Raw genomic sequence first — 24,498 nt, 5'->3', positions numbered from 1 at the left:
ATACGTCAACGACTTCCGCGGAGGCAGCGGAGGCAGTGAAGGAGCGGCTGTATGAACAGCAGCACAGGGGGTCCCGCCGAAGGGGACCCGTTCGACGCCGGGGCGGGCAGCCTGCTGCGGCAGCCGAAGGCCGTCTGGGCGACGGCCGGCGCGTCCGTCGTGGCCTTCATGGGCATCGGACTCGTCGACCCGATCCTGCCCTCCATCGCCAAGGGCCTGGACGCGAGCGCGAGCCAGGTGTCCCTCCTCTTCACCTCGTACTTCCTGATCACCGCCGTCGCGATGCTGGTCACCGGCTTCGTCTCCAGCCGCATCGGCGGCAAGAAGACCCTGCTGCTGGGTCTCGCGCTCGTCGTGGTCTTCGCGGCCCTCTCCGGCACATCGGGATCGGTCGGCGAGCTCGTCGGCTTCCGGGCGGGCTGGGGGCTCGGCAACGCGCTCTTCGTCTCGACCGCCCTCGCCGTCATCGTCGGCGCCGCGGCCGGCGGCAGCGCGGCCGCGATCCTGCTGTACGAGTCGGCGCTCGGCCTCGGCATGGCCTGCGGCCCGCTGGTCGGCGCGCTGCTCGGCGACGCCAGCTGGCGCTACCCGTTCTTCGGCACCGCGGCCCTGATGGCGATCGGCTTCCTCTGCATCACCGCGTTCCTCAAGGAACAGCCGAAGCCCGCGCGGAAGACGTCCCTGCTCGACCCGGTCAAGGCGCTCGGCCACGGCGGACTCGCCTCCGCCGCCGCGTCCGCCTTCTTCTACAACTACACGTTCTTCACCGTGCTGGCCTTCACGCCGTTCGTCCTGAACATGTCGCCGTACAAGTCGGGCGCGGTCTTCTTCGCCTGGGGCGTGCTCCTCGCGGTGTTCTCCGTCCTGGTGGCGCCCCGGCTGCAGGCGCGGTTCGGCTCGCTGAAGGTGCTCGGCAGCTCCCTGGTGCTGCTCGCCGCCGACGTCCTGGTCCTCGGCTACGGCAACCACACGGTCGCCGTCGTCTGCACCATCCTGTCCGGCGCGTTCATCGGCGTGAACAACACCGTGTACACCGAGCTCGCCCTCGGGGTCTCCGACGCGCCGCGCCCGGTGGCCAGCGCCGGCTACAACTTCGTCCGGTGGTTCGCGGCCGCCGCCGCGCCGTTCTTCGCGCCGAAGATCGAGGAGTGGAGCAACATCCACATCCCGTTCGTGGTCGCGGCCGTCACGGCGGTGCTCGGCGCGGTCGTGGTGTGGGTGCGCAGGAACGCCCTCACGCACGAAGCGGAGGAGCTCGAACCGAAGCACGCCACGGAGGACAGCGTGACGGTCTTCGCCAACTGAGCCGTCGGCGGCCGGAGTTCAGCCCGGCGGCCGGAGTTCAGTCCAGGGACACGGACGTGCGCAGCGGATCGCGCAGGTCCGTTCCGCTGTTCAGCCAGCGCTCCTGAAGGGCCGCCGCGCCGTGCACCCGCTTCCACGCCGCCTCGTTCGGCGTCATGGGCAGCAGCGGCAGGAACCGTACGGGATCCATGGGCTCGTCCAGCGCGAGGTCCTCGACCAGACCGCCGGACTCCGCCACGAGCACCGAGGTGAACGGCGCGCCCGGCCACAGCGGTTCGCCCACGTCCAGCGACGCGCCCGGCGCCACGATCAGCCCCTCGACCACCGGCGAGGCGGCGAGGACGGCGAGCGGCCGCAGCACCTTGTCCGTGTCGGCGAGTCCCCCGCGTACCGAGAGCACCAGCTCGGCGCGCGGGCCCTTGACCGGGTCGGCCAGCGCGGCGGTGGGGTCGGCCATCGGCTGGGCCGACATCCCGAGCGTGGCATAGCGCACCACGTCGCCGTCCGTGAACCGCAGCACTTCCACGCGGTCGGTCCCGAGGAAGGTCACCGCGGCGCGCGCGTCGGGTTCCCCCAGGCCAGTAAGGAGACGGGCCTCGACCAGCGCAAGAACATCAGCCATGACGCGAGCATAGAACTCGTCAGGCAATCGCAAAGCGGGGGCTTGACACTTCTGTCGGCTGATAGTGTTGGCCGCTGGCTCAGGGCAGCACGCAGAAGCGTCGCTTTCAAGCCCTGCAGACAGACACTGACTTCGCGCCACGGGCGTGAGGGGCGCATGGGACTTCCCTTACGGGGGACCGGCCGGAGGAGGTGGGGCTGCAATGGACCGAAGTCGACCGTGCAGTACCACCCGCTCTTCCGCCCGGTGATTCCCGCAGCCCTGTAGCTGCTGCGCGAGCACACGCACGCACCGCGAGCACCGTTCGTGCCGTGTGCGTCGGAAGAGCACTTCGTTCCCACCTGATCTGTCTGAGTTCCCTGATCTGTGTCAGTAGCGAAGCTGCCACCGCGACGGTGCGGTGCTTCCCGCTTTGCGGACGTGCCAAACACTTCTCCGTAGGACGTCCCCATTCCGGGCAGTTCCAACCGTCGCCGGCGGCCTCCTTCGAAGGAGCCTGCCCATGTCGATGATCCGCGACCTTCGTGCCGCCGTCCGCCCCTCGCTGCGCAAGGACGGCACCGCCTACCCCTCCTCCCCCGCGTCGTACGACACCTACGACGCCACCCGTGACGCCGCGTCGGCCGTCGTCGACTGCGCCGTCTACCGCGACGGGCGCCGCCTGGAGTGCGCCGACACCCTCAGCCCGCACGAGGCGATGCTCGAAGTGCGCCGCCGGGGCGGCTTCGCCTGGATCGGCCTGCACGAGCCGACCGAGGCCGAGTTCGCCGGTATCGCGGCCGAGTTCGGGCTGCACCCGCTCGCCGTCGAGGACGCCGTCCACGCCCACCAGCGGCCCAAGCTGGAGCGGTACGACGACACGCTGTTCACCGTCTTCAAGACCATCCACTACGTCGAGCACACCGAACTCACCGCCACCAGCGAGGTCGTGGAGACCGGCGAGGTGATGTGCTTCACCGGCCGGGACTTCTTCATCACCGTCCGGCACGGCGGCCACGGCTCGCTGCGCGCCCTGCGCCGCCGCCTCCAGGAGGACCCCGAGCTGCTGGCCAAGGGTCCATCGGCGGTCCTGCACACCATCGCCGACCACGTCGTCGACGGGTACATCGCGGTCGCCGACGCCATGCAGGACGACATCGACGACGTGGAGAGCGAGGTGTTCTCCGCGCCGAGCAAGGGCAAGGGGACCTCTCGCGGCGTCGACGCCGGACGGATCTACCAGCTCAAACGCGAGGTCCTGGAGTTCAAGCGCGCCGTGTCGCCGCTGCTCCGGCCGATGCTGCTGCTCAGTGAGCGGCCGATGCGGCTCGTCGACCCCGACATCCAGAAGTACTTCCGTGACGTCGCCGACCATCTCACGCGCGTCCAGGAACAGGTCATCGGCTTCGACGAGCTCCTCAACTCGATCCTCCAGGCCAACCTCGCGCAGGCCGCCGTCGCGCAGAACGAGGACATGCGCAAGATCACCTCGTGGGCGGCGATCATCGCCGTCCCGACCGCCGTCTGCGGGATCTACGGCATGAACTTCGACCACATGCCCGAACTGCGGTGGCGGTACGGCTACCCGATGGTGCTCGCCCTCATCGGCGGCGTCTGCTTCGCGATCCACCGGACCCTGAAGCGCAACGGCTGGCTCTGACCGCCACTCGGTAGGCTGCCGCCATGACTGCTGACCCCGCCACGGCCGCCGACCCGCTGCTCGACCGCGCCCTCGTCGAGGAGGCCACGAAGAAGTCCGGCCTCATCTGGGTCCAGGGCGAGGGTTCGCCCGCTCGGGCGCTCTGGCACGTCTGGTACGAGGGGGCCGTGCATCTCGTCGGGGACGGGCCCGGCGAGCAGCCGCTGCCGGGGCTCGTCGACGGGGGCACGGCCGAGGTGACCGTGCGCAGCAAGGACAAGGGCGGGCGGGTCGTCGCCTGGACCGCGGACGTGCGGGAGCTTTCGGCCGGGTCCGAGGAGTGGGAGGCGGCGGCCTCGGAACTCAAGGGGAAGCGGTTGAACGCGCCGGACGCGGAGCGGGTCACGGTGCGGTGGGCCGAGCAGTGCCGGGTCGTCCGGCTCAAGCCGCGTGATGTGACGACGGAGCTTCCGTCGGGGTCTCTCGCGGCTGCGCCGCTGCCTACCGGGGTCACTACGCGTGAGGCGTTGCCCGGTGGGCTTCCTCGGTTGCTCTTCAAGCGCAAGCGGCGTTGAGGGGTTCGCTGCTTTGCTCTGCGGGTGCGTCGGGGTTGTTCGCGCAGTTCCCCGCGCCCCTGAAGCTCACCCCTTCGGGGCTTGCTATCCCCTCAGGATGTCGGCAGCTGCTTCCCGTAGTCGACCATCTCGTCCTTTCCCGGCTCCTCCAGCGGGAAGTCCTTGTTCCAGTCCGTGAGTTTCAGGGTGCCCGCGTGGCCGCCTCGGTCCAGGCGGAGGGGGTAGGGCTTGCCGTCCAGGGAGACGGAGAGCGTGCCGCCCGCGCCCTCGTCGCCGGTGATCTTGATGCTGCGCAGGGTGCCCGTCTTGCCGCGGTCGCCCACGGTGAGCTTGCCGTGCAGCGTGAGCATGCCGCCCAGGAGCTTGTCCTTGTCCGTGAAGCCGCTCAGTTGCTGGTAGGCCGGGTCGCCCTGCGGGACCTTCACGTACTTGCCGTCCAGCTTCGCCGCGGCCGTCGCGTCGGACTTGCCGGACTTCCCGTCGGCCTCGCCGTCGCCGCCCGTCCAGAACTCCGTGTCGGCCTTCAGGTACAGCTGCTCGCCGATCCGGAGCAGCTGGAACGTCCTGCCCTTCGAGGTGACCGAGCCGGTGCCGCCCTCGCCCTTGAGGCGCATGTCGAGGCTGTACGTGTGGCTCTTGCTGACCACCGTGCCGGAGAGCCGGACCGCCGACGCCGACTCGGCCGCCTTGTCCGCCTTGCCCTGGATCTTCGACGCGGAGAGCTTCCCGACGCCGTTGGTGCCCGCGTCCGGGTCCTCGCCGCTGCTGCAGCCCGTCAGACTCGTCGCCGCCGCGACCAGGCCCGCGCACACGGCGCTCACGAAAGCTGCCCTGCGGGCGCGGCTGGCCAGGGGAAGAGCGGTCACAGGTGGCGCTGCCTCTCGTACGGACGACCTCTACGGCTTCGGCAGTACGGCAGCGTACCCGGGTCGGCCGAGTCGACCGGCGGCAGTCCTTCCGGACCCTCCGCCGGGGCGTACCCGACCGGGACGGGCTAGCCTGAAGCCCGTATTGACGGACCAACCGGCATGAAACCCCCGGCCTGAAGGAGGCGCACGTATGGCGGCAGGTGCCCCCAGGGTCTTCGTCTCACACCTCTCCGGCACCCCCGTCTTCGACCCGAACGGCGACCAGGTGGGCCGGGTGCGCGATCTGGTGGCGATGCTGCGGGTGAGCAGACGGCCGCCCCGGCTCCTCGGGCTCGTCGTCGAACTCGCGACCAGGCGCCGCATCTTCCTGCCGATGACCCGCGTCACCGGCATCGAGTCGGGCCAGGTCATCACCACCGGCGTGCTGAACGTGCGGCGCTTCGAGCAGCGGCCCACGGAGCGGCTCGTGCTCGGCGAGATGCTCGACCGGCGCGTGCGGCTCGTGGAGACGGGCGACGAGGTCACCGTCCTCGACGTATCGATTCAGCAGCTGCCCGCACGCCGCGACTGGGAGATCGACCGGGTCTTCGTACGGAAGGGCAAGGCCGGCACGTTCCGGCGCAAGGGCGAGACGCTGACCGTCGACTGGTCCGCCGTGGACGGCTTCTCCCTGGAGGAGCACGGACAGGGCGCGGAGAGCCTCCTGGCCACCTTCGAGCAGCTGCGCCCCGCCGACCTCGCCAACGTCCTGCACCACCTCTCCCCGAAGCGGCGGACGGAGGTGGCCGCCGCCCTCGACGACGACCGGCTCGCGGATGTCCTGGAGGAGCTCCCCGAGGACGACCAGATCGAGATCCTCGGCAAGCTCAAGGAGGAGCGCGCCGCCGACGTCCTGGAGGCCATGGACCCGGACGACGCGGCCGACCTCCTGGCCGAGCTGCCCGAGGAGGACAAGGAACGGCTGCTCACCCTGATGCAGCCCGCCGACGCGGCGGACGTGCGGCGCCTGATGGCGTACGAGGAGCGGACCGCCGGCGGCATGATGACCACCGAGCCGATCGTGCTGCGGCCCGACGCGACGGTCGCCGACGCGCTCGCCCGGGTGCGGCAGCAGGACCTCTCCCCGGCGCTCGCCGCGCAGGTGTACGTGTGCCGCCCGCCGGACGAGACGCCGACCGGCAAGTACCTGGGCACCGTGCACTTCCAGCGGCTGCTGCGCGATCCCCCGTACACGCTGGTCGGCTCGATCCTGGACGACGATCTGCTGCCGCTCGCGCCCGCCACGACGCTGCCGGCCGTCGCCGGGTACTTCGCGACGTATGACATGGTGGCCGCCCCCGTCGTCGACGAGAGCGGCTCGCTGCTCGGCGCGATCACCGTCGACGACGTGCTGGACCACATGCTGCCGGTCGACTGGCGCGAGACGGAGTTCCACCTGGAGGAGGAAGGGGCGGGCCATGGCGGCTGACCGCGACCGCGAGAACCGTCCCGAGCAGCGGAATCCGCGCTTCCGTCTGGACCAGCCCAGGCCCCCGCGCAACAAGATCCTGCCCGACTACGACCCGGAGGCCTTCGGGCGCCTCTCGGAACGCATCGCGCGGTTCCTCGGCACCGGCAGGTTCATCGTCTGGATGACGGTCGTCATCATCATGTGGGTGGTGTGGAACATCGCCGCCCCCGACCACCTGCGCTTCGACCAGTATCCGTTCATCTTCCTGACCCTGATGCTCTCCCTCCAGGCGTCCTACGCCGCCCCGCTGATCCTCCTCGCGCAGAACCGGCAGGACGACCGCGACCGCGTCAACCTCGAACAGGACCGCAAGCAGAACGAGCGGTCCATCGCGGACACCGAGTACCTCACCCGCGAGATCGCCTCGCTGCGCATGGGCCTCGGCGAGGTCGCCACCCGCGACTGGATCCGCTCCGAGCTCCAGGACCTGGTCAAGGAGCTGGAGGAGCAGCGCGCCGTATTCCCGTCGGAGCGCTCGCGCGGGAGTGATGTAGGCGACCGCTGACATACCTTCCCGGGGCGGGGTTACCGCGCCGTACTATCGGTGCCATGGCTACGGAAGACGCGGTGCGTGAAGCACTGGCGACGGTGAACGACCCCGAGATCCAGCGACCCATCACCGAACTGGGGATGGTCAAATCGGTGGACATCTCCGCCGAGGGGGCAGTGGCGGTCACCGTGTACCTGACGGTCTCCGGCTGCCCGATGCGCGAGACCATCACCAAGAACGTGACCGACGCGGTGGCGGCGGTCGAGGGCGTCACGGATGTCACCGTGACCCTGGACGTGATGGGCGACGAGCAGCGCAAGGAGCTGGCGGCGGCGCTGCGCGGCGGCACCGCCGAGCGCGAGGTCCCCTTCGCCAAGCCCGGCTCACTGACCCGGGTCTACGCGGTCGCGTCCGGCAAGGGCGGCGTCGGCAAGTCCTCGGTGACGGTGAACCTCGCCGCCGCGCTGGCCGCCGACGGCCTGAAGGTCGGCGTCGTCGACGCGGACATCTACGGCCACTCGGTGCCCCGCATGCTGGGCGCCGACGGCAAGCCCACCCAGGTCGAGAACATGATCATGCCGCCGTCCGCGAACGGCGTGAAGGTCATCTCCATCGGCATGTTCACGCCGGGCAACGCGCCGGTCGTGTGGCGCGGCCCGATGCTGCACCGCGCGCTCCAGCAGTTCCTCGCGGACGTCTTCTGGGGCGACCTGGACGTCCTGCTCCTCGACCTGCCGCCGGGCACGGGCGACATCGCGATCTCGGTCGCGCAGCTCGTCCCGAACGCGGAGATCCTGGTGGTCACCACCCCGCAGCAGGCTGCCGCCGAGGTCGCCGAGCGGGCCGGCTCCATCGCCGTCCAGACCCACCAGAAGATCGTCGGCGTCGTCGAGAACATGTCGGGCCTGCCGTGCCCGCACTGCGGCGAGATGGTCGACGTGTTCGGCACGGGCGGCGGCCAGAAGGTCGCCGAGGGCCTCACGAAGACGACGGGCGCGACGGTGCCGGTCCTCGGCTCCATCCCGATCGACGTGCGGCTGCGCGAGGGCGGCGACGAGGGCAAGCCCGTCGTCCTGTCCGACCCGGACTCCCCCGCGGGCTCCGCGCTCCGCGCCATCGCGGGCAAGCTGGGCGGCCGCCAGCGCGGCCTGTCGGGCATGTCCCTGGGCATCACCCCACGCAACAAGTTCTAGAGACCCCGGGAGCGCCCCGTAAGGGGCGCGGGGAACTGCGCGCCCAGCCACAGCGGACCCGCAGCCGAAACACGAGCAGGTTGTACGGGAACCGGGGGGCGCCGTCACAGTGACGGCGCCCCCCGTTCCCGCTCCGCCCGCCGCCCTAGGCGTACGCGCTGATGTCCTCGATCACCGAGAACCCCAACCCATACGCACTCATGCCGCGCCCGTACGCGCCCAGGTGCACGCCCTCCTTCGTGGAGCCCGCGAGGATCCAGCCGTACTCGGACTCGCGGTAGTGGAACGGCGTCGGCACCCCGTCGACCGGCAGTGACAGCGACGACCAGTCGGAGCCCTCCAGGTCGTCGGCGAGGACCCACGCGGTCTCCGTCTGCTGGTCGAGCCAGTCGTCGCGCAGGGTGTGGTCCATCTGGCCGGGCCAGGTGAAGTTCAGCAGGCCGACCCCGGCGAGCCAGGCCGCCGAGGAGACCGACGTGGCCTCCAGGACGCCCGTGCCGTCCGCGGTGCGCCGCACCGGGTTGGCGGCGACGGTCACCACGACCGCGAAGCGCTCCTTGTCGCTGTTGCCGAGGGTGCCCTCGGCCAGGACCGACGGCTCGTCACCGTGTCCGATGGAACCGTGCTCCACGGCACCGTCCGATGTCGCGCCGACCTGCATCAGCCAGCGCTGCCCCGTGAAGGCCTCGTCGAGGCCGTACCAGGGGAAGGGCGCCAGCAGGTAGCCGTCGACCGTGCGCCGGGCGGTCGACACCGCTGGTGCGGTGCCCTCCGCGGTCGGCGCCTGCGCGCCCACCCGACTTGTCGTCTCCATGTACCCGGCCGCCTCCTCGCTCTCGTCGGTCCGGAGCGGCCCGCCCCCCTCGGGCGTCCTCACGCCGGACAACAAGGCAGGATAGCCACACCTGTTGGCGTGAGCAGTCCAGGCGAGGGCTCAGGTGGCGTCCGCGTCGAAGGGCGGACGGTCGTCGGCGACCGGCTTCCGGGGCTCCTCGGACTTCTTCCGCATGTCGACGCGGGCTCCGCCGGACGAGGCGGCGGAGGCCGCGGACCCGGTGTCGGAGGAGTCGCTGTCGCGGCCGTGCACGGCGTCCGCGACCTCGTTCATCTCCTTCTTCAGGTCGAAGCCGTTGCGGATCTCCTTGAGCCCGAGATCGTCGTTGTCGAGCTGCTTGCGGATGAACTTCTTGGGGTTCAGGTCCTCGAACTCGAAGTCCTTGAACTCGGGGCCCAGCTCCTCGCGAATGTCCGCTTTCGCACTGTCGGAGAACTCGCGGATCTTGCGGATCGTGCGGGAGATGTCCTGGATGACCTTCGGCAGCTTGTCCGGACCGAAGATGAGCACGGCGAGGACGACCAGCGTCACTATCTCGAGTGCGCCAATGTCATTGAACACCTAGAGCTCCTTGCGCGATGTCCGCGATGTCCTCAGCCCGCAGCAGGTCGTCGGCAACAGGTCGTCGTCCGGGTCGGACCGTGACCACGGTACCCGCCGCTGATGTCTGTCCGGTAGCCGCTGCACGACAACCCGGATCAGACGTGGCCAGTCCTTTACTCAGCCACCACCGGCACTCAGCCGCTGCCGGCCGTTCCAAGCACCAGGGTCACCTCGCGGTCGTCGCCGTCGCGCTCGACGGTCAGCCGCAGGCTGTCCTTCGGACGGTGGGCGCGGACCTTGATGATCAGTTCGTCGCTGGAGTGCACGGCGCGGCCGTCGACCTCGGTGATGACGTCGCCCGGCTTCAGGCCCGCCTTGTCGCCGGGGCCGTTCTTGTTGACCGACGAGCCGCCGTTCCTGCCCTTGTCCGCTATGCGCGCGCCGTCGCCGTTGAACTCCGTGTCGAGCGTGACACCGATCACGGGGTGCGTCGCCTTGCCGAAGTTGATCAGCTCTTCGGCGACGCGCTTGCCCTGGTTGATCGGGATGGCGAAGCCGAGGCCTATGGATCCTGCCTGGCCGCCGCCCGGCTCGGAGCCGTCGTCCGCGGAGCGGATGGCGCTGTTGATGCCGATGACGCGGGCCTTGGAGTCGACGAGGGGGCCGCCGGAGTTGCCCGGGTTGATCGGGGCGTCGGTCTGCAGGGCGTCGACGTACGAGATGTCGCTGCCGTCGCCCTTCTCGCCGCCCGCGGTGATCGGCCGCTCCTTGGCGCTGATGATCCCGGAGGTGACCGTGTTCTCCAGGTCGAAAGGGGCGCCGATGGCGACGACGGCGTCGCCGACCTGGACGTTCTCGGAGTTGCCGAGGGGCAGGGGCTTGAGGCCGCGGACGCCGCTGACCTTGACGACCGCGAGGTCGTAGCCGGAGTCGCGGCCGATGACCTCCGCCTTGGCGGTCTCGCCGCCGCTGAAGGTCACGGAGACCTCGCCGCCGGTGCCCGCGGGCTCCACGACGTGGTTGTTGGTGAGGATGTGGCCCTTGCCGTCGAGGACGAAGCCGGTGCCGGTGCCCTGGGCGGAGTCGCCGCTGACGTGCAGCGTCACGACGCCGGGCAGGGTGGCCGACGCGATGCCGGCGACGCTGCCCTTGGGCCGGTCGGCGGACTCGGCATCGGCCTGCCGCAACTCGATGTCCCCGGTCCCGTTCCGCTCCAGATACGCGCCGGTGGCCCCACCGATGAGCCCCGAGAGCAGCGCGATGACGGCAACCCCGATGAACAACACCCGCCGCCCCCGCTTGTCCCGCTTCTCCCGGGTCTCGGGCGGCAGAGAGCCGACCTGCTGAAAGGGCGCGTCCCAGGGATCGTACGGCTGCCGAGGCACGCCTTGACCGGCCCCGGCCTGCGCGGAGGGAGTCACGCCGTGGGAAGGCTGGGCCTGCTGCTGAGGCACCTGGGGGCCGGGATGGGGAGCGGAACCAGAGGTGCCGTGCGGGGGCGTGCCGCCGTGAGGGGCGGGCCCGGGTGTGCCGTGGGGCGGCGTGCCGCCCTGAAGGACGGGACCGGGTGTGCCGTGCGGGGGCGTGCCGCCGTGAGGCGCGGGACCCGGTGTGCCGTGCGGGGCCGGGCCAGACGTGCCGTGCGGCGGCGTGCCCCCGTAGGGAGTCGGGCCGGGTGTGCCGTGCGAGGGTGTGCCGCCGTGTGGCGGCGGGAGCTGGGTGCCGTGCGGCGGCGAGAGCTGGGTGCCGTGCGCCGGCGTCGCCGCGGGGTGCTGCACGGGCGGCGCGGGTGCCCAGGGCCCCGGCTCACCGTAGGGCGGAGTGCTGTACGGATCCGGGTCGTGCAGGGGCCTGGGCCGGTCCACGGGGCCGGTCTGGCTCGCGGTGGGCTCGGCGGGCGCGATCGGGTACTCCCCGGAGTGCGCCGGGCTCGGCGACTGGGGCTGAGCACCGGACCCGGTCCACGTCGCGTCCGGCCGGCCCGGGACCTCGGCAGGGCGATCCGGCACCGCCGGAGCGTCCGGCACCTGCGCCTGAGCGGGCGGAAGGTCGGTGGGCTGCGACGGCTCGGCCCACGTGCCACCCGACCGGGCCGGGACCTCGGGGGCCTGGCCCGACGAGAACTCGGCGGAGCCGTCCTGTGCCGTGGACGGGGCGTCGGTGGGGTGCGGGGGCCGCGTCGAGGGGTCGTCCGACGCACCCCGCGCGTCCGGCCGTGGGCGGCTCCACCAGTTCGCCTTCGTGGGCTTCCCCTCGTCCATGTTCTCCCCACAACTGGCCCGCGGCGGACGCCGTTCGCATGTTCAACCCCGTGACCGCCGAATCCCCGGCGGGCACGGCCCACCGAGGATTCAACCAGGTTCCCGCGCGGAAGCGCAGGGCGCCGTCGCGTCAGCGGACCTGCGACGTGCCCTCCAGCGGTCCGACGCCCGGAGCCGCCGCGCCGGCGCGCACCGGATCCGCGTCCCCCGGCACCACGGCGTCCGTCGCCTGCGGCAGCTTGATGCCGGGCAGGGCGGCGGTGTGCCGACCGGGCGGCTCGGGACGTATGAGGGGCGAGATGGCCGCGGCGCCCGCGAGCATCGGGGCCGTCAGTTCGTATACGGGAGCGCGGGACCGGAAGGGCTGCGTGGGCGCGCCCGGCAGCAGCGGTCCCGTGACCTCCGTCGGCGCGACCGGCGCCGACAGCGCGCCGGGACGCTGCCCCTGCACCGACAGCGGATTGCCGGCGCCGCGACGGCGCACGGAGTCGGGGGTGGCGGCGGTGCCGGAACCCTGACTGCGCTGCGGGGTCACATTGCTCCCGGAACCGCCCGCACGGGTGTCGCCGCCGGTGTCCGTGGGGACGCCGACCGTGACTCCGCCGAGCGCGATCGCGGCCATCGACACCGCACCGGCCGCCGCGAAGGCGAACCGGCGCCCGCGCCAGGAAGAACGCTCCGCCTCGGAGCGCCGGGCGACCTCGTGGATGCGGAAGCCGCGCTGCTCGCTGGGCAGCACCGCGGCATGGGCGCCCGCCGGCACGTACTCCACGAAGGGCTCCGTGCTCACGCCGAAGATCCCGTTCCGCGGGAGCCCGGCGGAGTCGGTCGCTCCCGTGGCGAAGCCGTCCTCGGCGTCAGGTCCTCCGGACGGCCCGGAACCGCCTCCCGGGAGGCCTGGAAGGCCTTGGAGGCGGGCGAGGAAACTCTCGGTGGGCGGCGGCGGGGCCGCCTGCGCGAAAACGCTCTTCAGGCGACGCTGCGCGTCCGCCTCCGTCTTGCACATCGGACAGGTCGCCAGATGTGCGAGGACGCGCTCGCGCGCGTCATGTCCCAACTCACCGTCCACAAGGGCGGCGAGCCGGTCCCCCAGATGCTGCTCGGCCTCGGCTACGTGCCGTTCGGCAGGATTCGACCGTGATCCACTCACGCGGTCGCGCCCCCTCCTCCCAGCGCCACGGCACCCGTGACCGCGAGCGAACGGCGCTCGGCGCGGGCCTCGGGAGACCGGTGCTGGAGGGCCTTGCGCAGCTGCGAGCGGCCCCGGTGGATACGGCTGCGGACCGTACCGAGCTTGACGCCGAGGGTCGCGGCGATCTCCTCGTACGACAGGCCTTCGATGTCGCAGAGGACGACGGCCGCACGGAACTCGGGCGCGAGGGTGTCCAGCGCCTGCTGGACGTCCGCGTCGAAGTGCGTGTCGTTGAACACCTGCTGGGGCGACGGCTCACGGCTGGGCAGTCGCTCCGCGGCGTCGTCCCCGAGAGCGTCGAACCGGATGCGCTGCTTGCGGCGCACCATGTCCAGGAAGAGGTTCGTGGTGATGCGGTGCAGCCAGCCCTCGAACGTGCCGGGGGTGTAGGTCGAGAGGGACCGGAAGACACGGACGAAGACCTCTTGCGTGAGGTCCTCGGCGTCGTGCTGATTGCCGGTCAGGCGGTACGCCAGGCGGTATACGCGGCCGCTGTGCGTGCTGACGATCTCCTCCCAGGTGGGCGGAGTCCACGCCTGCGATTCCGCGTCAGCGGCAAAGGTCGCGGTCTGAGCGGAGTCGTTGGCACGGATGCGGTCAGCGGTGTCGGTCACGGATTTCGGCTCACCCGCCAATCCGAGAAAGCGCCGGAGCACTCCTCCCCGATCCGCGGACGCAGCCGCACCTCCCCTGTCGGCTCTGGTGGTGTCCAGTGGAGCCCCTACCATAACCACCTCGCCCGTTAGCTCCGGATAAGCGTTTTTACGTGAATTTGGTACGGGCTTCGTCGCAGGTGTCCTGCCCCTGCGAGCCGCCCGCTTCAAGTCTTGATCCATCCGTTACCCCCGCTGTGCTCCCACCCCCTATAAACGCGCGGTCCCATCTGCGGGTTCCCGCGCCCAACGGATACAGTCACGGCCAGGCAACCACGGGGACAGGAGAGGGCCATTACCGGCAACCGGCAGACGGGATGGGCGTTCGCCGACGCCTTTGTCGCCGAGGACGAGGCGCTGCGCTGGGCCCGGGACCGGGCCCGGGAGGCAGGCCTGCCCTCGGTGTCCCCCGGCACCGGCGCCGCGCTGCGCATGCTCGCCGCCACGGCTGACGCGAAAGCGGTGGCCGAGATCGGTACGGGCACGGGAGTGTCGGGCATCCACCTGCTGCACGGCATGCGGCCCGACGGCGTGCTGACCACCGTCGACCCCGAACCCGACCGCCAGCAGTTCGCCCGTCAGGCCTTCCGGGCGGCCGGCTTCGCGGGCAACCGCGCGCGCTTCATCCCGGGCCGCGCCCTCGACGTACTGCCGCGCCTCGCGGACGGCGGGTACGACCTCGTCTTCTGCGACGGCGACCGCCTGGAGTCCCTCGAATACCTCGCTGAATCGTTGCGCCTGCTGCGGCCCGGCGGGCTCGTCTGCTTCGAGGGCGTCCTCGCGGACGGCAGGACCGTCGACTCGGGGCCCCAGCCGGTGGAGGTCCTGCACCTGCGCGATCTGCTGCGGACCGTGCGCGAGAGCCCCGATCTGGTGCCGTCGCTGCTGCCCGTCGGCGACGGGCTCCTCTGCGCCGTCAAGCGCTAGCGCGGGGCCCCCTCACAGGGGTCCCGCAGATCCCGGACCCGGAAAACAGAACTGCCCCGGCATCGTCGTACGATGCCGGGGCAGTGGAAAAGTATGGAGCGCGCTTCCGCGTCAGCCGACGACCTTCTTCAGGGCGTCGCCGAGCGCGTCGGCCTCGTCCGGAGTCAGTTCGACGACAAGTCGTCCGCCGCCTTCGAGCGGAACGCGCATGACGATGCCCCGCCCCTCCTTGGTCACCTCGAGCGGGCCGTCGCCCGTCCGCGGCTTCATGGCCGCCATGCTCGTTCCCCTTCCTGAAACCAGCTCATCGCAGCCGACAACCCAGGTGTCACCGGCATCGAACACATTGCTTCCAGGCCATTATCCCGCATGGCAGGACCCGATGACCAACATCGGTCGGCATCGCTTGGGCAACGCGCGCCCGCAAAACCACTCAATTCGGCGATGTGGCTGCGATACTTCGCCGCCCCATACGCCCCAGGGGCCCGGATTTCTTTGACGCAGGTCACATGGATGGCCTCATGCCGGACCCCGATGATCTCCGTCATGCTGAGCTCCTACGTACTGGACCAGCGGAGGGGGCCACCATGGCCGACAGCGTGCTCTACGAGGTGCACGACGGACTCGCGACGATCACCATCAACCGTCCCGAGGCGATGAACGCCATGAACACGGAGGCCAAGGTCGCCCTGCGGGAGGCCGCCCTCGCGGCCGCCGCCGACGAGGCCGTGCGCGCGGTCCTGCTCACCGCGGCGGGCCGTGCCTTCTGTGTGGGCCAGGACCTCAAGGAGCACATCGGCAACCTGGCCGCGGACCGCGAGGCGGGCACCGGGCAGACGATGAGCACGGTCCGTGAGCACTACAACCCGATCGTCCGGGCGCTGACCGGCATGCCGAAGCCGGTCGTGGCGGGCGTCAACGGCGTCGCCGCGGGGGCGGGCCTCGGCTTCGCGCTCGCCGCCGACTACCGCGTGGTCGCCGACACCGCCAAGTTCAACACCTCCTTCGCGGGTGTCGCGCTGACCGCCGACTCGGGCGTCTCCTGGACGCTGCCGCGCGTGATCGGCCCCGGCCGCGCCGCCGACCTGCTGCTGTTCCCGCGCAACATCGACGCACGGGAGGCGTACGACCTGGGGATCGCCAACAAGATCGTCCCCGCGGCCGACCTGGCCACCGAGGCGGCGCAGGTGGCCCGCGCCCTGGCGGACGGCCCGACGCTGGCCTACGCGGCGCTCAAGGAGTCCCTCGCCTACGCGGCGGGCCACTCCCTGGACGAGGCGCTGGACAAGGAGGACGAGCTGCAGGGCAAGGCAGGCGCGTCCGAGGACCACGCGATCGCCGTCCAGGCCTTCATCGCCAAGGAGAAGCCCAAGTACCTGGGGCGCTGAGGGCCTGCGTCATAGCCCCGGTTCCGTCACGACGCCTTGCGGGCCACGCAGTCCGCGAGGTGGTCGTCGACCAGGCCGCAGGCCTGCATCAGCGCGTACGCCGTGGTGGGACCCACGAACCGTATGCCGCGCTTCTTGAGCTCCTTCGACAGGGCCGTGGACTCGTCGGTGATCGCGGGCACGTCGGCGAGGGTCCGCGGGATCTCGCGGGTCGCGGGGTCCGGCGCGAAGGACCAGATCAGGGAGTCCAGTTCGCCCTCGGACCAGTCGGCGAGCACGCGCGCGTTGGCGAGCGTCGCGTCGATCTTCGCGCGGTTGCGGATGATCCCCGGGTCGGCGAGGAGCCGCTCGCGGTCCTTGTCGGTGAACTCCGCCACCGAGGCGATCCTGAAGTCGGCGAAGGCGGCGCGGAACCCCTCGCGGCGGCGCAGGATGGTGATCCAGGAGAGGCCGGACTGGAACGCCTCCAGGCAGAGCCGCTCGTACAGCGCGTCGTCGCCGCGGACCGGGCGGCCCCACTCCTCGTCGTGGTACGTCACGTAGTCCTCGGTGGACAGGCCCCAGGGGCAGCGGAGCCCGCCGTCCGGACCCGCGACCGCGCCGCTCTCGTCGCTCACTGTTCGTCGCCCTTCTCGTCCCGCACCTTGTCCCCCGCGGCGCCCTGGACGGACGTGTCCTCCACGGGTCTGTCCTCGGCCACCCTCGGTTCGTACCCCTCGAAGAGGGCCGGGCCCGCGACCGCCCTGGCCTGCGCGCCGGCCAGGGCGGCCTCCAGCTCGGCGATGCGGGCGTCCCGCTCGGCGAGCTCGGCACCCAGACGGCCGAGCACGTCGTCCACCTCTCCCATGTGGTAGCCGCGCAGGGTCATCGGGAAGCGCACCAGGTCGACGTCGGCACGGCGCAGCGGGCGGTCCGGGGGCAGCGGGTCGGTGAACCGCTCGGGCGCGGCGTCGGGCAGCGCGCCGCTCTCCCCGCCGCCGATCACCGCGAGGGTCACCGCGCCGACCACCACGAGGAGGGCGATGACCAGGAACAAGAACAAGACCATCTCTTCAGGCCCTCACGCTCGACTGCCCGTGCTCAAACTGTCAGGGTCCGATCGTGCCACGTGGTTCTGACAGTTAAGGTCACAGGCGGCCGAACCGCGACTAGGACCCAGGAGGGCCACAGGGGATGCTCAGGCTTGGCAGGCGCGAGTTCGACGCGCACGAGCCGGTGATCATGGCGATCGTGAACCGGACCCCGGACTCCTTCTACGACCAGGGGGCCACGTTCCGCGACGAACCGGCGCTCGCGCGCGTGGAGCAGGCCGTGGCCGAGGGTGCCGCGATCATCGACATCGGCGGGGTCAAGGCCGGCCCGGGCGACGAGGTGAGCGCCGAGGAGGAGGCGCGCCGGACGGTCGGCTTCGTCGCCGAGGTGCGCAGGCGGTACCCCGATGTGGTGATCAGCGTCGACACCTGGCGGCACGACGTGGGCGAGGCGGTCTGCGAGGCGGGCGCCGATGTGCTCAACGACGCGTGGGGCGGCGTCGACCCGAGGCTCGCGGAGGTCGCCGCGCGGTACGGGGCGGGCCTGGTCTGCACGCACGCGGGCGGTGCCGAGCCGCGGACGAGGCCGCACCGCGTCACGTACGACGACGTGATGGCGGACATCCTGCGGGTGACGGTCGGCCTGGCCGAGCGCGCGGTGGAGCTGGGTGTGCCGCGCGAGTCCGTGATGATCGACCCGGGGCACGACTTCGGCAAGAACACCCGGCACAGCCTGGAGGCGACCCGCCGCCTGGGCGAGATGACGGACACGGGCTGGCCCGTCCTGGTCTCCCTCTCCAACAAGGACTTCGTCGGCGAGACCCTCGACAAGCCGGTCAAGGAGCGCGTCCTCGGCACCCTCGCGACGACGGCGGTCTCGGCCTGGCTGGGCGCACAGGTGTACCGCGTCCACGAGGTGGCGGAGACGAAGCAGGTGCTCGACATGGTGGCGACGATCGCGGGGCATCGGCCCCCGGCGGTCGCCCGCCGGGGACTCGCGTAACGCTCCTCCGGAGAGGGCTACTTCCCGACTTCCTTCGTCACCAGGGTGATCGCCTCTTCCACGTCGTCCGTGACGTGGAAGAGGAGCAGGTCGGCCTCCGAGGCCTTGCCCTGGGCGATGACCGTGTTCTTGAGCCAGTCGACCAGGCCGCCCCAGTACTGCGAGCCGAAGAGGACGATCGGGAACCGCGTGACCTTGCGGGTCTGGACGAGGGTGAGCGCTTCGAAGAGCTCGTCCAGCGTGCCGAGGCCGCCGGGCAGGACCACGAAGCCCTGCGCGTACTTCACGAACATCGTCTTGCGGACGAAGAAGTAGCGGAAGTTCACGCCGATGTCGACGTACGGGTTGAGGCCCTGCTCGAAGGGCAGCTCGATGCCGAGACCGACCGACGTGCCCTTCGCCTCCACGGCCCCCTGGTTCGCGGCCTGCATCGCGCCGGGCCCGCCGCCCGTGATCACCGCGAAGCCCGCCTCCACGAGCGCCTTGCCGATCTCGACGCCCGCCGCGTACTCGGGCGTCCCCTCCCCCGTGCGCGCCGAGCCGAACACGCTGATCGCGGGCGGGAGTTCGGCGAGGGTGCCGAAGCCCTCGATGAACTCCGACTGGATGCGCAGGACTCTCCAGGGGTCCGTATGGACCCATTCGGAGGGTCCGTCGGAGTCGAGGAGACGCTGATCGGTCGTGCCGGCCTGCACCTTGTCCCGCCGGCGCAGCACGGGACCGAGCCGCTGCTCCTCGGGGCGCATCCTGGCACCGGTGTCGCGGGCAGCGCTTTCGACGCTGTCGTCGGGATGGCTCATCGTCTGCTCCCTCCATGCGTACGTGACTGCGTACGTGACACACAGCGTAGATCGACGGGGGTTGCCTCCGAGGGACCTCCACGTATCGCTAAGACGTCAGCCAGGACCGCAGCTTCTCCTCCGCGACCGGGATCAGCGACGCCTGCACGCGTTCGTCGATCTTGTGCGCGAGCAGCGGGTTGCCGGGGCTGTAGTTCACCGCGGGCACGCCGAGCGCGCTGAAGCGGGAGACGTCCGTCCAGCCGAACTTGGGGCGTGCCTCGCCGCCGACGGCCGCCATGAACGCCGCGGCGGCCGGGTGGGTGAGGCCGGGGCGGGCCGCGCCCGTGTGGTCGTCGACGATGAACTCGTCGACGCCGCAGTCCGCGAAGTAGTCGCGGACAAAGGCGAGGGCCTCTTCCTCGCTGCGGTCGGGGGCGTACCGGAAGTTGACGGTGACGGTGCACTCGTCGGGGATGACGTTCGTGGCGACGCCGCCCTCGATGCGGACGGCGTTGAGGCCCTCGTGGAACTCCAGGCCCTCCACGACCGGCTTGCGGGGCTCGTACGCGGCGAGCTTCTGGAGGATGGGCGTGGCGGCGTGGATCGCGTTGGAGCCCATCCACGCGCGTGCGGAGTGCGCCCGTACGCCCTTGGTCTTGAGGAGGACCCGCAGGGTGCCCTGGCAGCCGCCCTCGACCTGTCCGTCGGTGGGTTCGAGGAGGACGGCGAAGTCACCGGCCAGCCAGTCGGGGTGGGCCTCGGCGACGTGTCCGAGGCCGTTGAGGTGGGCGGCGACCTCTTCGTTGTCGTAGAAGACGAAGGTGAGGTCGCGGTTGGGCTCGGTCACCGTCTGCGCGATGCGCAGCTGGACGGCGACGCCCGACTTCATGTCGCAGGTGCCGCAGCCCCACAGGACGCCGTCCTCGTCAAGGCGCGAGGGGACGTTGTCCGCGATCGGCACGGTGTCGATGTGCCCGGCGAGGATGACCCGTTCCGCGCGGCCGAGGTTCGTGCGGGCCACCACGTTGTTGCCGTGCCGGTCGACCGTGAGGTGCGGCAGGGCGCGCAGGGCCGTCTCGATGGCGTCGGCGAGCGCCTTCTCCTCGCCGCTCGGGGACGGGAAATCGACCAGTCGCGCGGTGAGCTCCGCGGCGTCGAGCGTGAGGTCAAGCGGTGTGTGAGGCATGCCGACGACCCTAAGCCAGCGGGCGGGCGGGGCTGTCGGTGGACTCCAGTACCTTGGACGCGTGCCTGAGCCCCCCACCCTCGTCCGGCGCGGCCGTCTCCTCCGTACCGGGGCCGCTGTCGTCGTGCTGCTCGCCGTCGTCGGCTATGTGGCGCTGCAGTACGTGTACGGGGGCAAGCCCGAGCCGCGGTGCACGGTGGTGTCGGGGAAGGGCGACGGCGCTTCGTACACGTTCACGGCCGAGCAGGCGGAGAACGCCGCGACGGTCGCCGCGGCCGGCACCTCGCGCGGGATGCCGGAGCGCGCGGTGACCATCGCGCTCGCCACCGCGCTGCAGGAGTCCGGGCTGCGCAACCTCGCGCACGGGGACCGGGACTCGCTCGGGCTCTTCCAGCAGCGCCCCTCGCAGGGCTGGGGCGACGAGCGGCAGATCATGGACCCGGCGTACGCGGCGGGGCGTTTCTACGAGCACCTGGCGGAGGTCCCCGGCTATTCGCGGCTGCCCCTCACGGTCGCCGCGCAGCGGGTGCAGCGCAGCGGCTATCCGCAGGCCTACGCCAAGCACGAGCCGGACGCGGCGCTGCTCGCCGCCGCGCTCACGGGCCGCGCGCCCGCCGCGTTCAGCTGCGAGGGGCGGCCGGACACGGACCCCGGCGGTCCGGCGCAGGTGCGGGCCGCCCTGGTCCGCGACTTCGGCCGCGAGGTGCGCCCCGGCGCCGCCCGGGGGCGCACGGTGACGGTCCCCGTGCCCGCCGCCGTGGCCACGGACCGGGCGCCGCAGCGCGGCTGGGAGCTGGCGCACTGGGCCGTGGCGCACTCCTCGGCGCTGCACATCGAGCGGGTGTCGTACGGCGGGCGGGAGTGGCGCGCCGGGGGCTCCGGGACGTGGCGCGCGGTGGGCCGTGCGGCGGAGGACGGTGGGGCCGCGGGGCCGGAGGCCGCGGGCGAGGTACGGATCGTGACCGGGCAGTAGTGCGACGGGTCCCTCGATGGGGGCATGCCGAGTGCTACGGACCGACACCCTGTCCGACTTTCCCGCACGCGCCGCGCCGAAACCCCAAATCCCTTGAGATCACTAGGCATGAAGGATTCTGCAGCGAAAGGGCCCCTATGCTCTTTGCCCGTTTTTATCCGCAGCCGATAATGCGACGCATTGCCAACTCTTTGCATTGGGGCAGCGAAACCTTCGCGGACTTCGAGCGGTAGTCACTGCGTCCGAACGCCGGAAGCCGTCCGGCGGGAAGCCGGACCCGAACCGGCCGGACACCCCAACGTTCTCTCCCGTCTGAAGGAGCATCATGTCCCTCCCCCTGACCCGCCGGATCGCCCGTGCCGCGCTGCTCAGCGCCGCGGGTGCAGCTTCCGTGGTCGGTGCGGCCGGCTCCGCGAGCGCCGTTGACCTTCCGGCCTCCCCCGACCTGGGCGGCGTGTCCGCACTGGACGGCGACGGCCTCGGCAACACCGTCGACGATGCGGCTCAGAACGTCAGCAACCTCGCCGGTGACACCGGCAGCAAGGCCGTGAAGAAGTCGGTCCCGGCCGCGGGCAAGGCCGTGGGGCACATGGGCAAGACGGCCACCCCCGTCGCCCAGCAGGCCGCCGGTGAGGTCGCGGGCGGCGCGGGCGAGGCACTCGGCGAGACCGCCGACGCGGCCACCGGCGACAGCCTGCCCACCGAATCGCTCACCAAGAGCGGTCTCCCCACCGACCAGCTGCCGGTCAAGAGCCTCCCCCTCGGCTGATCACCCGGCACGCACACAGGAGGGCCCGGAGCCACTGGCTCCGGGCCCTCCGCCGTGCTGTGCCCAGGACGGCGCGGTCACGCCGAGAGGCGCTCCACCGCGGCCGCGACGCGCTCGTCCGTCGCCGTCAGGGCGACGCGCACGAAGCGGTCGCCCGCCGGGCCGTAGAAGTCGCCGGGCGCCACCAGGATGCCGAGGTCCGCGAGGTGGCCGACGGTGTCCCAGCAGGACTCGTCGCGGGTGGCCCACAGGTACAGGCTCGCCTCGCTGTGCTCGATGCGGAAGCCGTGCCGCTCCAGTGCGTCGCGCAGCGCGGTGCGCCGGGCGACGTACCGCTCGCGCTGCACGCGCACGTGCTCGTCGTCGCCGAGCGCCGCCACGACGGCCGCCTGGGTCGGCGCGGAGGTCATCATGCCGCCGTGCTTGCGGATCTGCAGCAGGTCCCCGAGGACGGCCGCGTCACCCGCGATGAACGCCGCGCGGTAGCCCGCCAGGTTGGACCGCTTGGAGAGCGAGTGGACGGCGACGATGCCCTCGTACGAACCGCCGCACACGTCCGGGTGCAGCACCGACACCGGGTCGGCCTCCCAGCCGAGCTCCAGGTAGCACTCGTCGCTGACGAGGAGCACGCCGTGCTCGCGCGCCCATGCGACGGTCCGGGTGAGCTCGTCCTTCGACAGGACACGGCCGGTCGGGTTGGACGGCGAGTTGAGCCAGAGCAGCCTGAGGTTCGCCGGGTCGAGTGATGTCGGGTCGTCGTAGGCGACGTACTCCGCGCGGGCCAGGCGCGCGCCCACCTCGTACGTCGGGTAGGCGAGCCGCGGGTAGGCCACCACGTCGCCCGGGCCGAGGCCCAGCTGGGTCGGGAGCCAGGCCACCAGTTCCTTGGAGCCGACGACCGGCAGGACGTTGCGGTGCGTGAAGCCGCGGGCGCCGAGCCGCCGCTCGCACCAGCCGGTGAGCGCGTCGCGCAGCTCCGGCGTGCCCCAGACCGTCGGATAGCCCGGCGAGTCCGCGGCCGCGATCAGCGCTTTCTGGATCAGCTCGGGGACCGGGTCCACGGGGGTGCCCACCGACAGGTCGACGATGCCGCCGGGGTGGGCGGCCGCCGTGGCCTTGTACGGCTCGAGCTTGTCCCAGGGGAAGGTGGGAAGCCGGTCGGAGACTGCGGACACGTGGTGACTCCCGTGCTGGTACTGGTCGTTGCAAACGCCTCGGTCCCGTGCGGCGGAGATGCCGTACGGGACCGGGGCGACGCTCGGGCTGCCGCTGTTACTGGTTCTGCCTACTGGTTCTGCGGCGGCAGGGCGGCGATGAAGGGGTGGTCGCGCTCGATCAGGCCGAGCTTGCTCGCGCCACCGGGCGAACCGAGCTCGTCGAAGAACTCGACGTTCGCCTTGTAGTAGTCCTTCCACTCCTCAGGAGTGTCGTCCTCGTAGAAGATCGCCTCGACCGGGCAGACCGGTTCGCAGGCTCCACAGTCGACGCATTCGTCCGGGTGGATGTACAAGGACCGGGAGCCCTCGTAAATGCAGTCGACCGGGCACTCCTCGATGCACGCCTTGTCCTTGACGTCGACACAAGGCTGCGCGATGACGTAGGTCACGCTGTCGTTCCTCCTCGATACGGGCGTTGGCGGGCCGTCCTCAGGCTCCGCTCGCCTGGCGCGCGGGAGCGCGGCGTCGTCGATGCCCACCCCTAGTATCTCCGTTCCCGGGCATGATCCGAACAGGAGGGGCTGACAGAGCTGTGGAATTCGCTGCCGGTGGACGACTCGAGGTCCGCATCACCCCTGCTGACGTGGGCAAACGCGTCTCGGTACGGCGCTTGAGCGACGCTTTGATCTCGGGCGAGAAGTTCACCGACACGGTGGGCGTTCTCGCATCGTGGAACGACGGTGTGGTGCTCATCACACGCCGGGACGGCGAAACCGTCCGCATCCCGGAAGGATCCCTGGTCGCGGGCAAGGTCGTGCCGGCCGCGCCGGCGCGCAGAAGGGGACCCGCCGCCTCGTACGAGGAGCTGGCGCGCGTGTCCGCCCGCGCCTGGCGGCCGGTGGAGAGCGAGCGCCTCGGCGACTGGGAGCTGCGGGCGGCGGCGGGGTTCACCCGGCGCGCCAACTCCGTCCTGCCGCTTGGCGATCCCGGCCGGCCGCTGGACGAGGCGCTCGCGTACGTCCGTGAGTGGTACGCGGCCCGCGGCCTGCCGCCCTACGTGCAGACCGCGACCGGCGCCGAGGGCACGCAGGAGCTGCTGTGCGCCGCCCTGGAGGAGCACGGCTGGAAGCGCGAGGTCACCGCGCGGCTGCACATCGGCGGGCTCGCCCCGGTCGCCGACCTCGACGCGGACACGGACCGCGTGACGCTGTCCCGGACCTTCGACGAGCCGTGGCTGCGGCGGTACAAGCGGTTCGGGGTTCCCGGTCCGCATGTGCTCGAGGTGCTGGCGGGCGGGCCCTCGGTATGGTTCGCTTCCGTGCCCGGGAGCGGTGACGCCCCGGCCGCCATCGGGCGGTGCGTCGTGGACGGGCGCTGGGCGGGCTTCATGGCCGTCGAGGTGGCTCCGGAGCACCGGCGCGAGGGGCTCGCCACCGCGGTGATGACCGCGCTGTCCCGGCAGGCCCTGTCCGAGGGCGCGTCGGCGGCCTGGCTGCAGGTCGAGGACGACAACGACGGCGCGCGGGCGCTGTACGACGGGATGGGTTTCGCCGCACACCACGCCTATCACCACTACCGGTACGGCCCCGCCTGAGCGGGCGGCACAACGGCATAGC

27 protein-coding genes are annotated in these 24,498 nt (G+C 71.4%); 12 read left to right on the top strand and 15 right to left on the bottom strand.

Annotated elements, in window-relative coordinates; all coding sequences use genetic code 11:
- The first annotated feature begins 51 nt into the window (after nt 1–51).
- Nucleotides 52–1,305 (top strand): MFS transporter, encoded by a 1,254-nt coding sequence (locus tag DEJ49_RS24120; RefSeq protein WP_150186070.1) that lies wholly within the window; start codon nt 52–54, stop codon nt 1,303–1,305.
- A 37-nt stretch (nt 1,306–1,342) separates the two neighbouring features.
- Here DEJ49_RS24120 and DEJ49_RS24115 read toward each other — a convergent pair whose 3' ends face one another.
- A complete protein-coding gene (locus tag DEJ49_RS24115) occupies nt 1,343–1,927 on the bottom strand; it encodes a suppressor of fused domain protein (protein ID WP_150186069.1) in 585 nt (194 codons plus the stop codon).
- A 502-nt stretch (nt 1,928–2,429) separates the two neighbouring features.
- On the opposite strand from DEJ49_RS24115, the gene DEJ49_RS24110 reads away from it, so the two are divergent.
- Nucleotides 2,430–3,566: a magnesium and cobalt transport protein CorA gene (locus tag DEJ49_RS24110; protein ID WP_150186068.1), complete on the top strand. Its 1,137-nt coding sequence runs from the start codon at nt 2,430–2,432 to the stop codon at nt 3,564–3,566.
- Nucleotides 3,567–3,589: 23 nt separating this feature from the next.
- On the top strand, nt 3,590–4,120 hold the full coding sequence (locus DEJ49_RS24105; RefSeq protein WP_150186067.1) for a hypothetical protein: 531 nt from the start codon (nt 3,590–3,592) through the stop codon (nt 4,118–4,120).
- A 92-nt stretch (nt 4,121–4,212) separates the two neighbouring features.
- Here the strand turns inward: DEJ49_RS24105 and DEJ49_RS24100 are convergent, their stop codons facing one another.
- Nucleotides 4,213–4,986, bottom strand: a complete 774-nt coding sequence (locus tag DEJ49_RS24100) for a hypothetical protein (protein ID WP_150186066.1) — start codon at nt 4,984–4,986, stop codon at nt 4,213–4,215.
- Nucleotides 4,987–5,179: 193 nt separating this feature from the next.
- On the opposite strand from DEJ49_RS24100, the gene DEJ49_RS24095 reads away from it, so the two are divergent.
- Genes DEJ49_RS24095 through DEJ49_RS24085 form a run of 3 tightly spaced genes read left to right on the top strand, consistent with a single transcriptional unit; the run spans nt 5,180 to nt 8,182 of the window.
- Nucleotides 5,180–6,457 (top strand): magnesium transporter MgtE N-terminal domain-containing protein, encoded by a 1,278-nt coding sequence (locus DEJ49_RS24095; RefSeq protein ID WP_150186065.1) that lies wholly within the window; start codon nt 5,180–5,182, stop codon nt 6,455–6,457.
- The gene (locus DEJ49_RS24090) at nt 6,447–7,004 is read left to right on the top strand and encodes a DUF1003 domain-containing protein (protein ID WP_150186064.1); all 558 of its coding nucleotides are present in this window, start codon (nt 6,447–6,449) and stop codon (nt 7,002–7,004) included. Before DEJ49_RS24095 ends, DEJ49_RS24090 begins: the two co-directional genes overlap by 11 nt.
- 44 nt (nt 7,005–7,048) lie before the next feature.
- Nucleotides 7,049–8,182, top strand: coding sequence for an Mrp/NBP35 family ATP-binding protein (locus DEJ49_RS24085; protein ID WP_150186063.1), 1,134 nt, complete (start codon nt 7,049–7,051; stop codon nt 8,180–8,182).
- 145 nt (nt 8,183–8,327) lie between these two features.
- Here the strand turns inward: DEJ49_RS24085 and DEJ49_RS24080 are convergent, their stop codons facing one another.
- From DEJ49_RS24080 to sigE, 5 genes are all read right to left on the bottom strand, one after another.
- Nucleotides 8,328–8,996 (bottom strand): hypothetical protein, encoded by a 669-nt coding sequence (locus DEJ49_RS24080; RefSeq protein WP_223833220.1) that lies wholly within the window; start codon nt 8,994–8,996, stop codon nt 8,328–8,330.
- A gap of 120 nt (nt 8,997–9,116) precedes the next feature.
- On the bottom strand, nt 9,117–9,578 hold the full coding sequence (locus DEJ49_RS24075) for a sec-independent translocase (protein ID WP_150186061.1): 462 nt from the start codon (nt 9,576–9,578) through the stop codon (nt 9,117–9,119).
- Nucleotides 9,579–9,754: 176 nt separating this feature from the next.
- Nucleotides 9,755–11,821, bottom strand: coding sequence for a S1C family serine protease (locus tag DEJ49_RS24070; protein WP_150186060.1), 2,067 nt, complete (start codon nt 11,819–11,821; stop codon nt 9,755–9,757).
- A gap of 130 nt (nt 11,822–11,951) precedes the next feature.
- Nucleotides 11,952–12,890: a zf-HC2 domain-containing protein gene (locus tag DEJ49_RS24065; protein WP_411757249.1), complete on the bottom strand. Its 939-nt coding sequence runs from the start codon at nt 12,888–12,890 to the stop codon at nt 11,952–11,954.
- A gap of 77 nt (nt 12,891–12,967) precedes the next feature.
- Entirely contained in the window at nt 12,968–13,741 is a 774-nt protein-coding gene (sigE, locus tag DEJ49_RS24060) for an RNA polymerase sigma factor SigE (RefSeq protein WP_190329429.1), read from the bottom strand.
- Nucleotides 13,742–13,894: 153 nt separating this feature from the next.
- On the opposite strand from sigE, the gene DEJ49_RS24055 reads away from it, so the two are divergent.
- Complete coding sequence (locus DEJ49_RS24055; protein ID WP_150186058.1) at nt 13,895–14,593, top strand: O-methyltransferase; 699 nt, start codon at nt 13,895–13,897, stop codon at nt 14,591–14,593.
- Between the two features lie 111 nt (nt 14,594–14,704).
- Here the strand turns inward: DEJ49_RS24055 and DEJ49_RS24050 are convergent, their stop codons facing one another.
- The gene (locus DEJ49_RS24050) at nt 14,705–14,872 is read right to left on the bottom strand and encodes a DUF3117 domain-containing protein (RefSeq protein WP_003966491.1); all 168 of its coding nucleotides are present in this window, start codon (nt 14,870–14,872) and stop codon (nt 14,705–14,707) included.
- Nucleotides 14,860–15,141, bottom strand: coding sequence for a hypothetical protein (locus tag DEJ49_RS24045; RefSeq protein ID WP_150186057.1), 282 nt, complete (start codon nt 15,139–15,141; stop codon nt 14,860–14,862). The genes DEJ49_RS24050 and DEJ49_RS24045 overlap by 13 nt, the downstream gene beginning before the upstream one ends.
- A 39-nt stretch (nt 15,142–15,180) precedes the next feature.
- Here DEJ49_RS24045 and DEJ49_RS24040 point away from each other — a divergent pair, with 39 nt between their 5' ends.
- The gene (locus DEJ49_RS24040) at nt 15,181–15,981 is read left to right on the top strand and encodes an enoyl-CoA hydratase/isomerase family protein (RefSeq protein ID WP_150186056.1); all 801 of its coding nucleotides are present in this window, start codon (nt 15,181–15,183) and stop codon (nt 15,979–15,981) included.
- 26 nt (nt 15,982–16,007) lie between these two features.
- Here DEJ49_RS24040 and DEJ49_RS24035 read toward each other — a convergent pair whose 3' ends face one another.
- Nucleotides 16,008–16,598, bottom strand: coding sequence for a DNA-3-methyladenine glycosylase I (locus DEJ49_RS24035; protein ID WP_150186055.1), 591 nt, complete (start codon nt 16,596–16,598; stop codon nt 16,008–16,010).
- Complete coding sequence (locus tag DEJ49_RS24030; protein WP_150186054.1) at nt 16,595–17,029, bottom strand: DivIVA domain-containing protein; 435 nt, start codon at nt 17,027–17,029, stop codon at nt 16,595–16,597. Before DEJ49_RS24030 ends, DEJ49_RS24035 begins: the two co-directional genes overlap by 4 nt.
- Before the next feature lie 125 nt (nt 17,030–17,154).
- On the opposite strand from DEJ49_RS24030, the gene folP reads away from it, so the two are divergent.
- Nucleotides 17,155–18,015, top strand: a complete 861-nt coding sequence (gene folP, locus DEJ49_RS24025; protein WP_150186053.1) for a dihydropteroate synthase — start codon at nt 17,155–17,157, stop codon at nt 18,013–18,015.
- 17 nt (nt 18,016–18,032) lie between these two features.
- On the opposite strand, the gene DEJ49_RS24020 is transcribed toward folP, so the two are convergent.
- Both DEJ49_RS24020 and dapE read right to left on the bottom strand, forming a co-directional pair.
- Nucleotides 18,033–18,815, bottom strand: a complete 783-nt coding sequence (locus tag DEJ49_RS24020) for a TIGR00730 family Rossman fold protein (RefSeq protein WP_190329428.1) — start codon at nt 18,813–18,815, stop codon at nt 18,033–18,035.
- A gap of 88 nt (nt 18,816–18,903) precedes the next feature.
- Nucleotides 18,904–19,983, bottom strand: coding sequence for a succinyl-diaminopimelate desuccinylase (gene dapE, locus DEJ49_RS24015; protein ID WP_150186052.1), 1,080 nt, complete (start codon nt 19,981–19,983; stop codon nt 18,904–18,906).
- A 61-nt stretch (nt 19,984–20,044) separates the two neighbouring features.
- Between dapE and DEJ49_RS24010 the strand changes: the two genes are divergently transcribed.
- Both DEJ49_RS24010 and DEJ49_RS24005 read left to right on the top strand, forming a co-directional pair.
- Nucleotides 20,045–20,956: a heavy metal transporter gene (locus DEJ49_RS24010; protein ID WP_150186051.1), complete on the top strand. Its 912-nt coding sequence runs from the start codon at nt 20,045–20,047 to the stop codon at nt 20,954–20,956.
- Nucleotides 20,957–21,281: 325 nt separating this feature from the next.
- Entirely contained in the window at nt 21,282–21,725 is a 444-nt protein-coding gene (locus DEJ49_RS24005; protein WP_150186050.1) for an ATP-binding protein, read from the top strand.
- Between the two features lie 77 nt (nt 21,726–21,802).
- Here the strand turns inward: DEJ49_RS24005 and DEJ49_RS24000 are convergent, their stop codons facing one another.
- Together DEJ49_RS24000 and fdxA are read right to left on the bottom strand one after the other, a co-directional pair.
- Nucleotides 21,803–22,900 carry a bifunctional succinyldiaminopimelate transaminase/glutamate-prephenate aminotransferase gene (locus tag DEJ49_RS24000; protein WP_150186049.1) on the bottom strand — a complete coding sequence of 366 codons (1,098 nt, stop codon included), beginning with the start codon at nt 22,898–22,900 and terminating at the stop codon, nt 21,803–21,805.
- A gap of 110 nt (nt 22,901–23,010) precedes the next feature.
- Nucleotides 23,011–23,331, bottom strand: coding sequence for a ferredoxin (gene fdxA, locus DEJ49_RS23995; RefSeq protein WP_018089397.1), 321 nt, complete (start codon nt 23,329–23,331; stop codon nt 23,011–23,013).
- A gap of 143 nt (nt 23,332–23,474) precedes the next feature.
- Here fdxA and DEJ49_RS23990 point away from each other — a divergent pair, with 143 nt between their 5' ends.
- Nucleotides 23,475–24,476 (top strand): GNAT family N-acetyltransferase, encoded by a 1,002-nt coding sequence (locus DEJ49_RS23990; protein ID WP_150186048.1) that lies wholly within the window; start codon nt 23,475–23,477, stop codon nt 24,474–24,476.
- Nucleotides 24,477–24,498 lie beyond the last annotated feature (22 nt).

It is taken from the genome of Streptomyces venezuelae (assembly GCF_008642335.1).
GTDB lineage: Bacteria > Actinomycetota > Actinomycetes > Streptomycetales > Streptomycetaceae > Streptomyces > Streptomyces venezuelae_F.
Note: the sequence above shows the minus strand (reverse complement) of the source record. Positions and strands in the feature narration are given on the sequence as shown.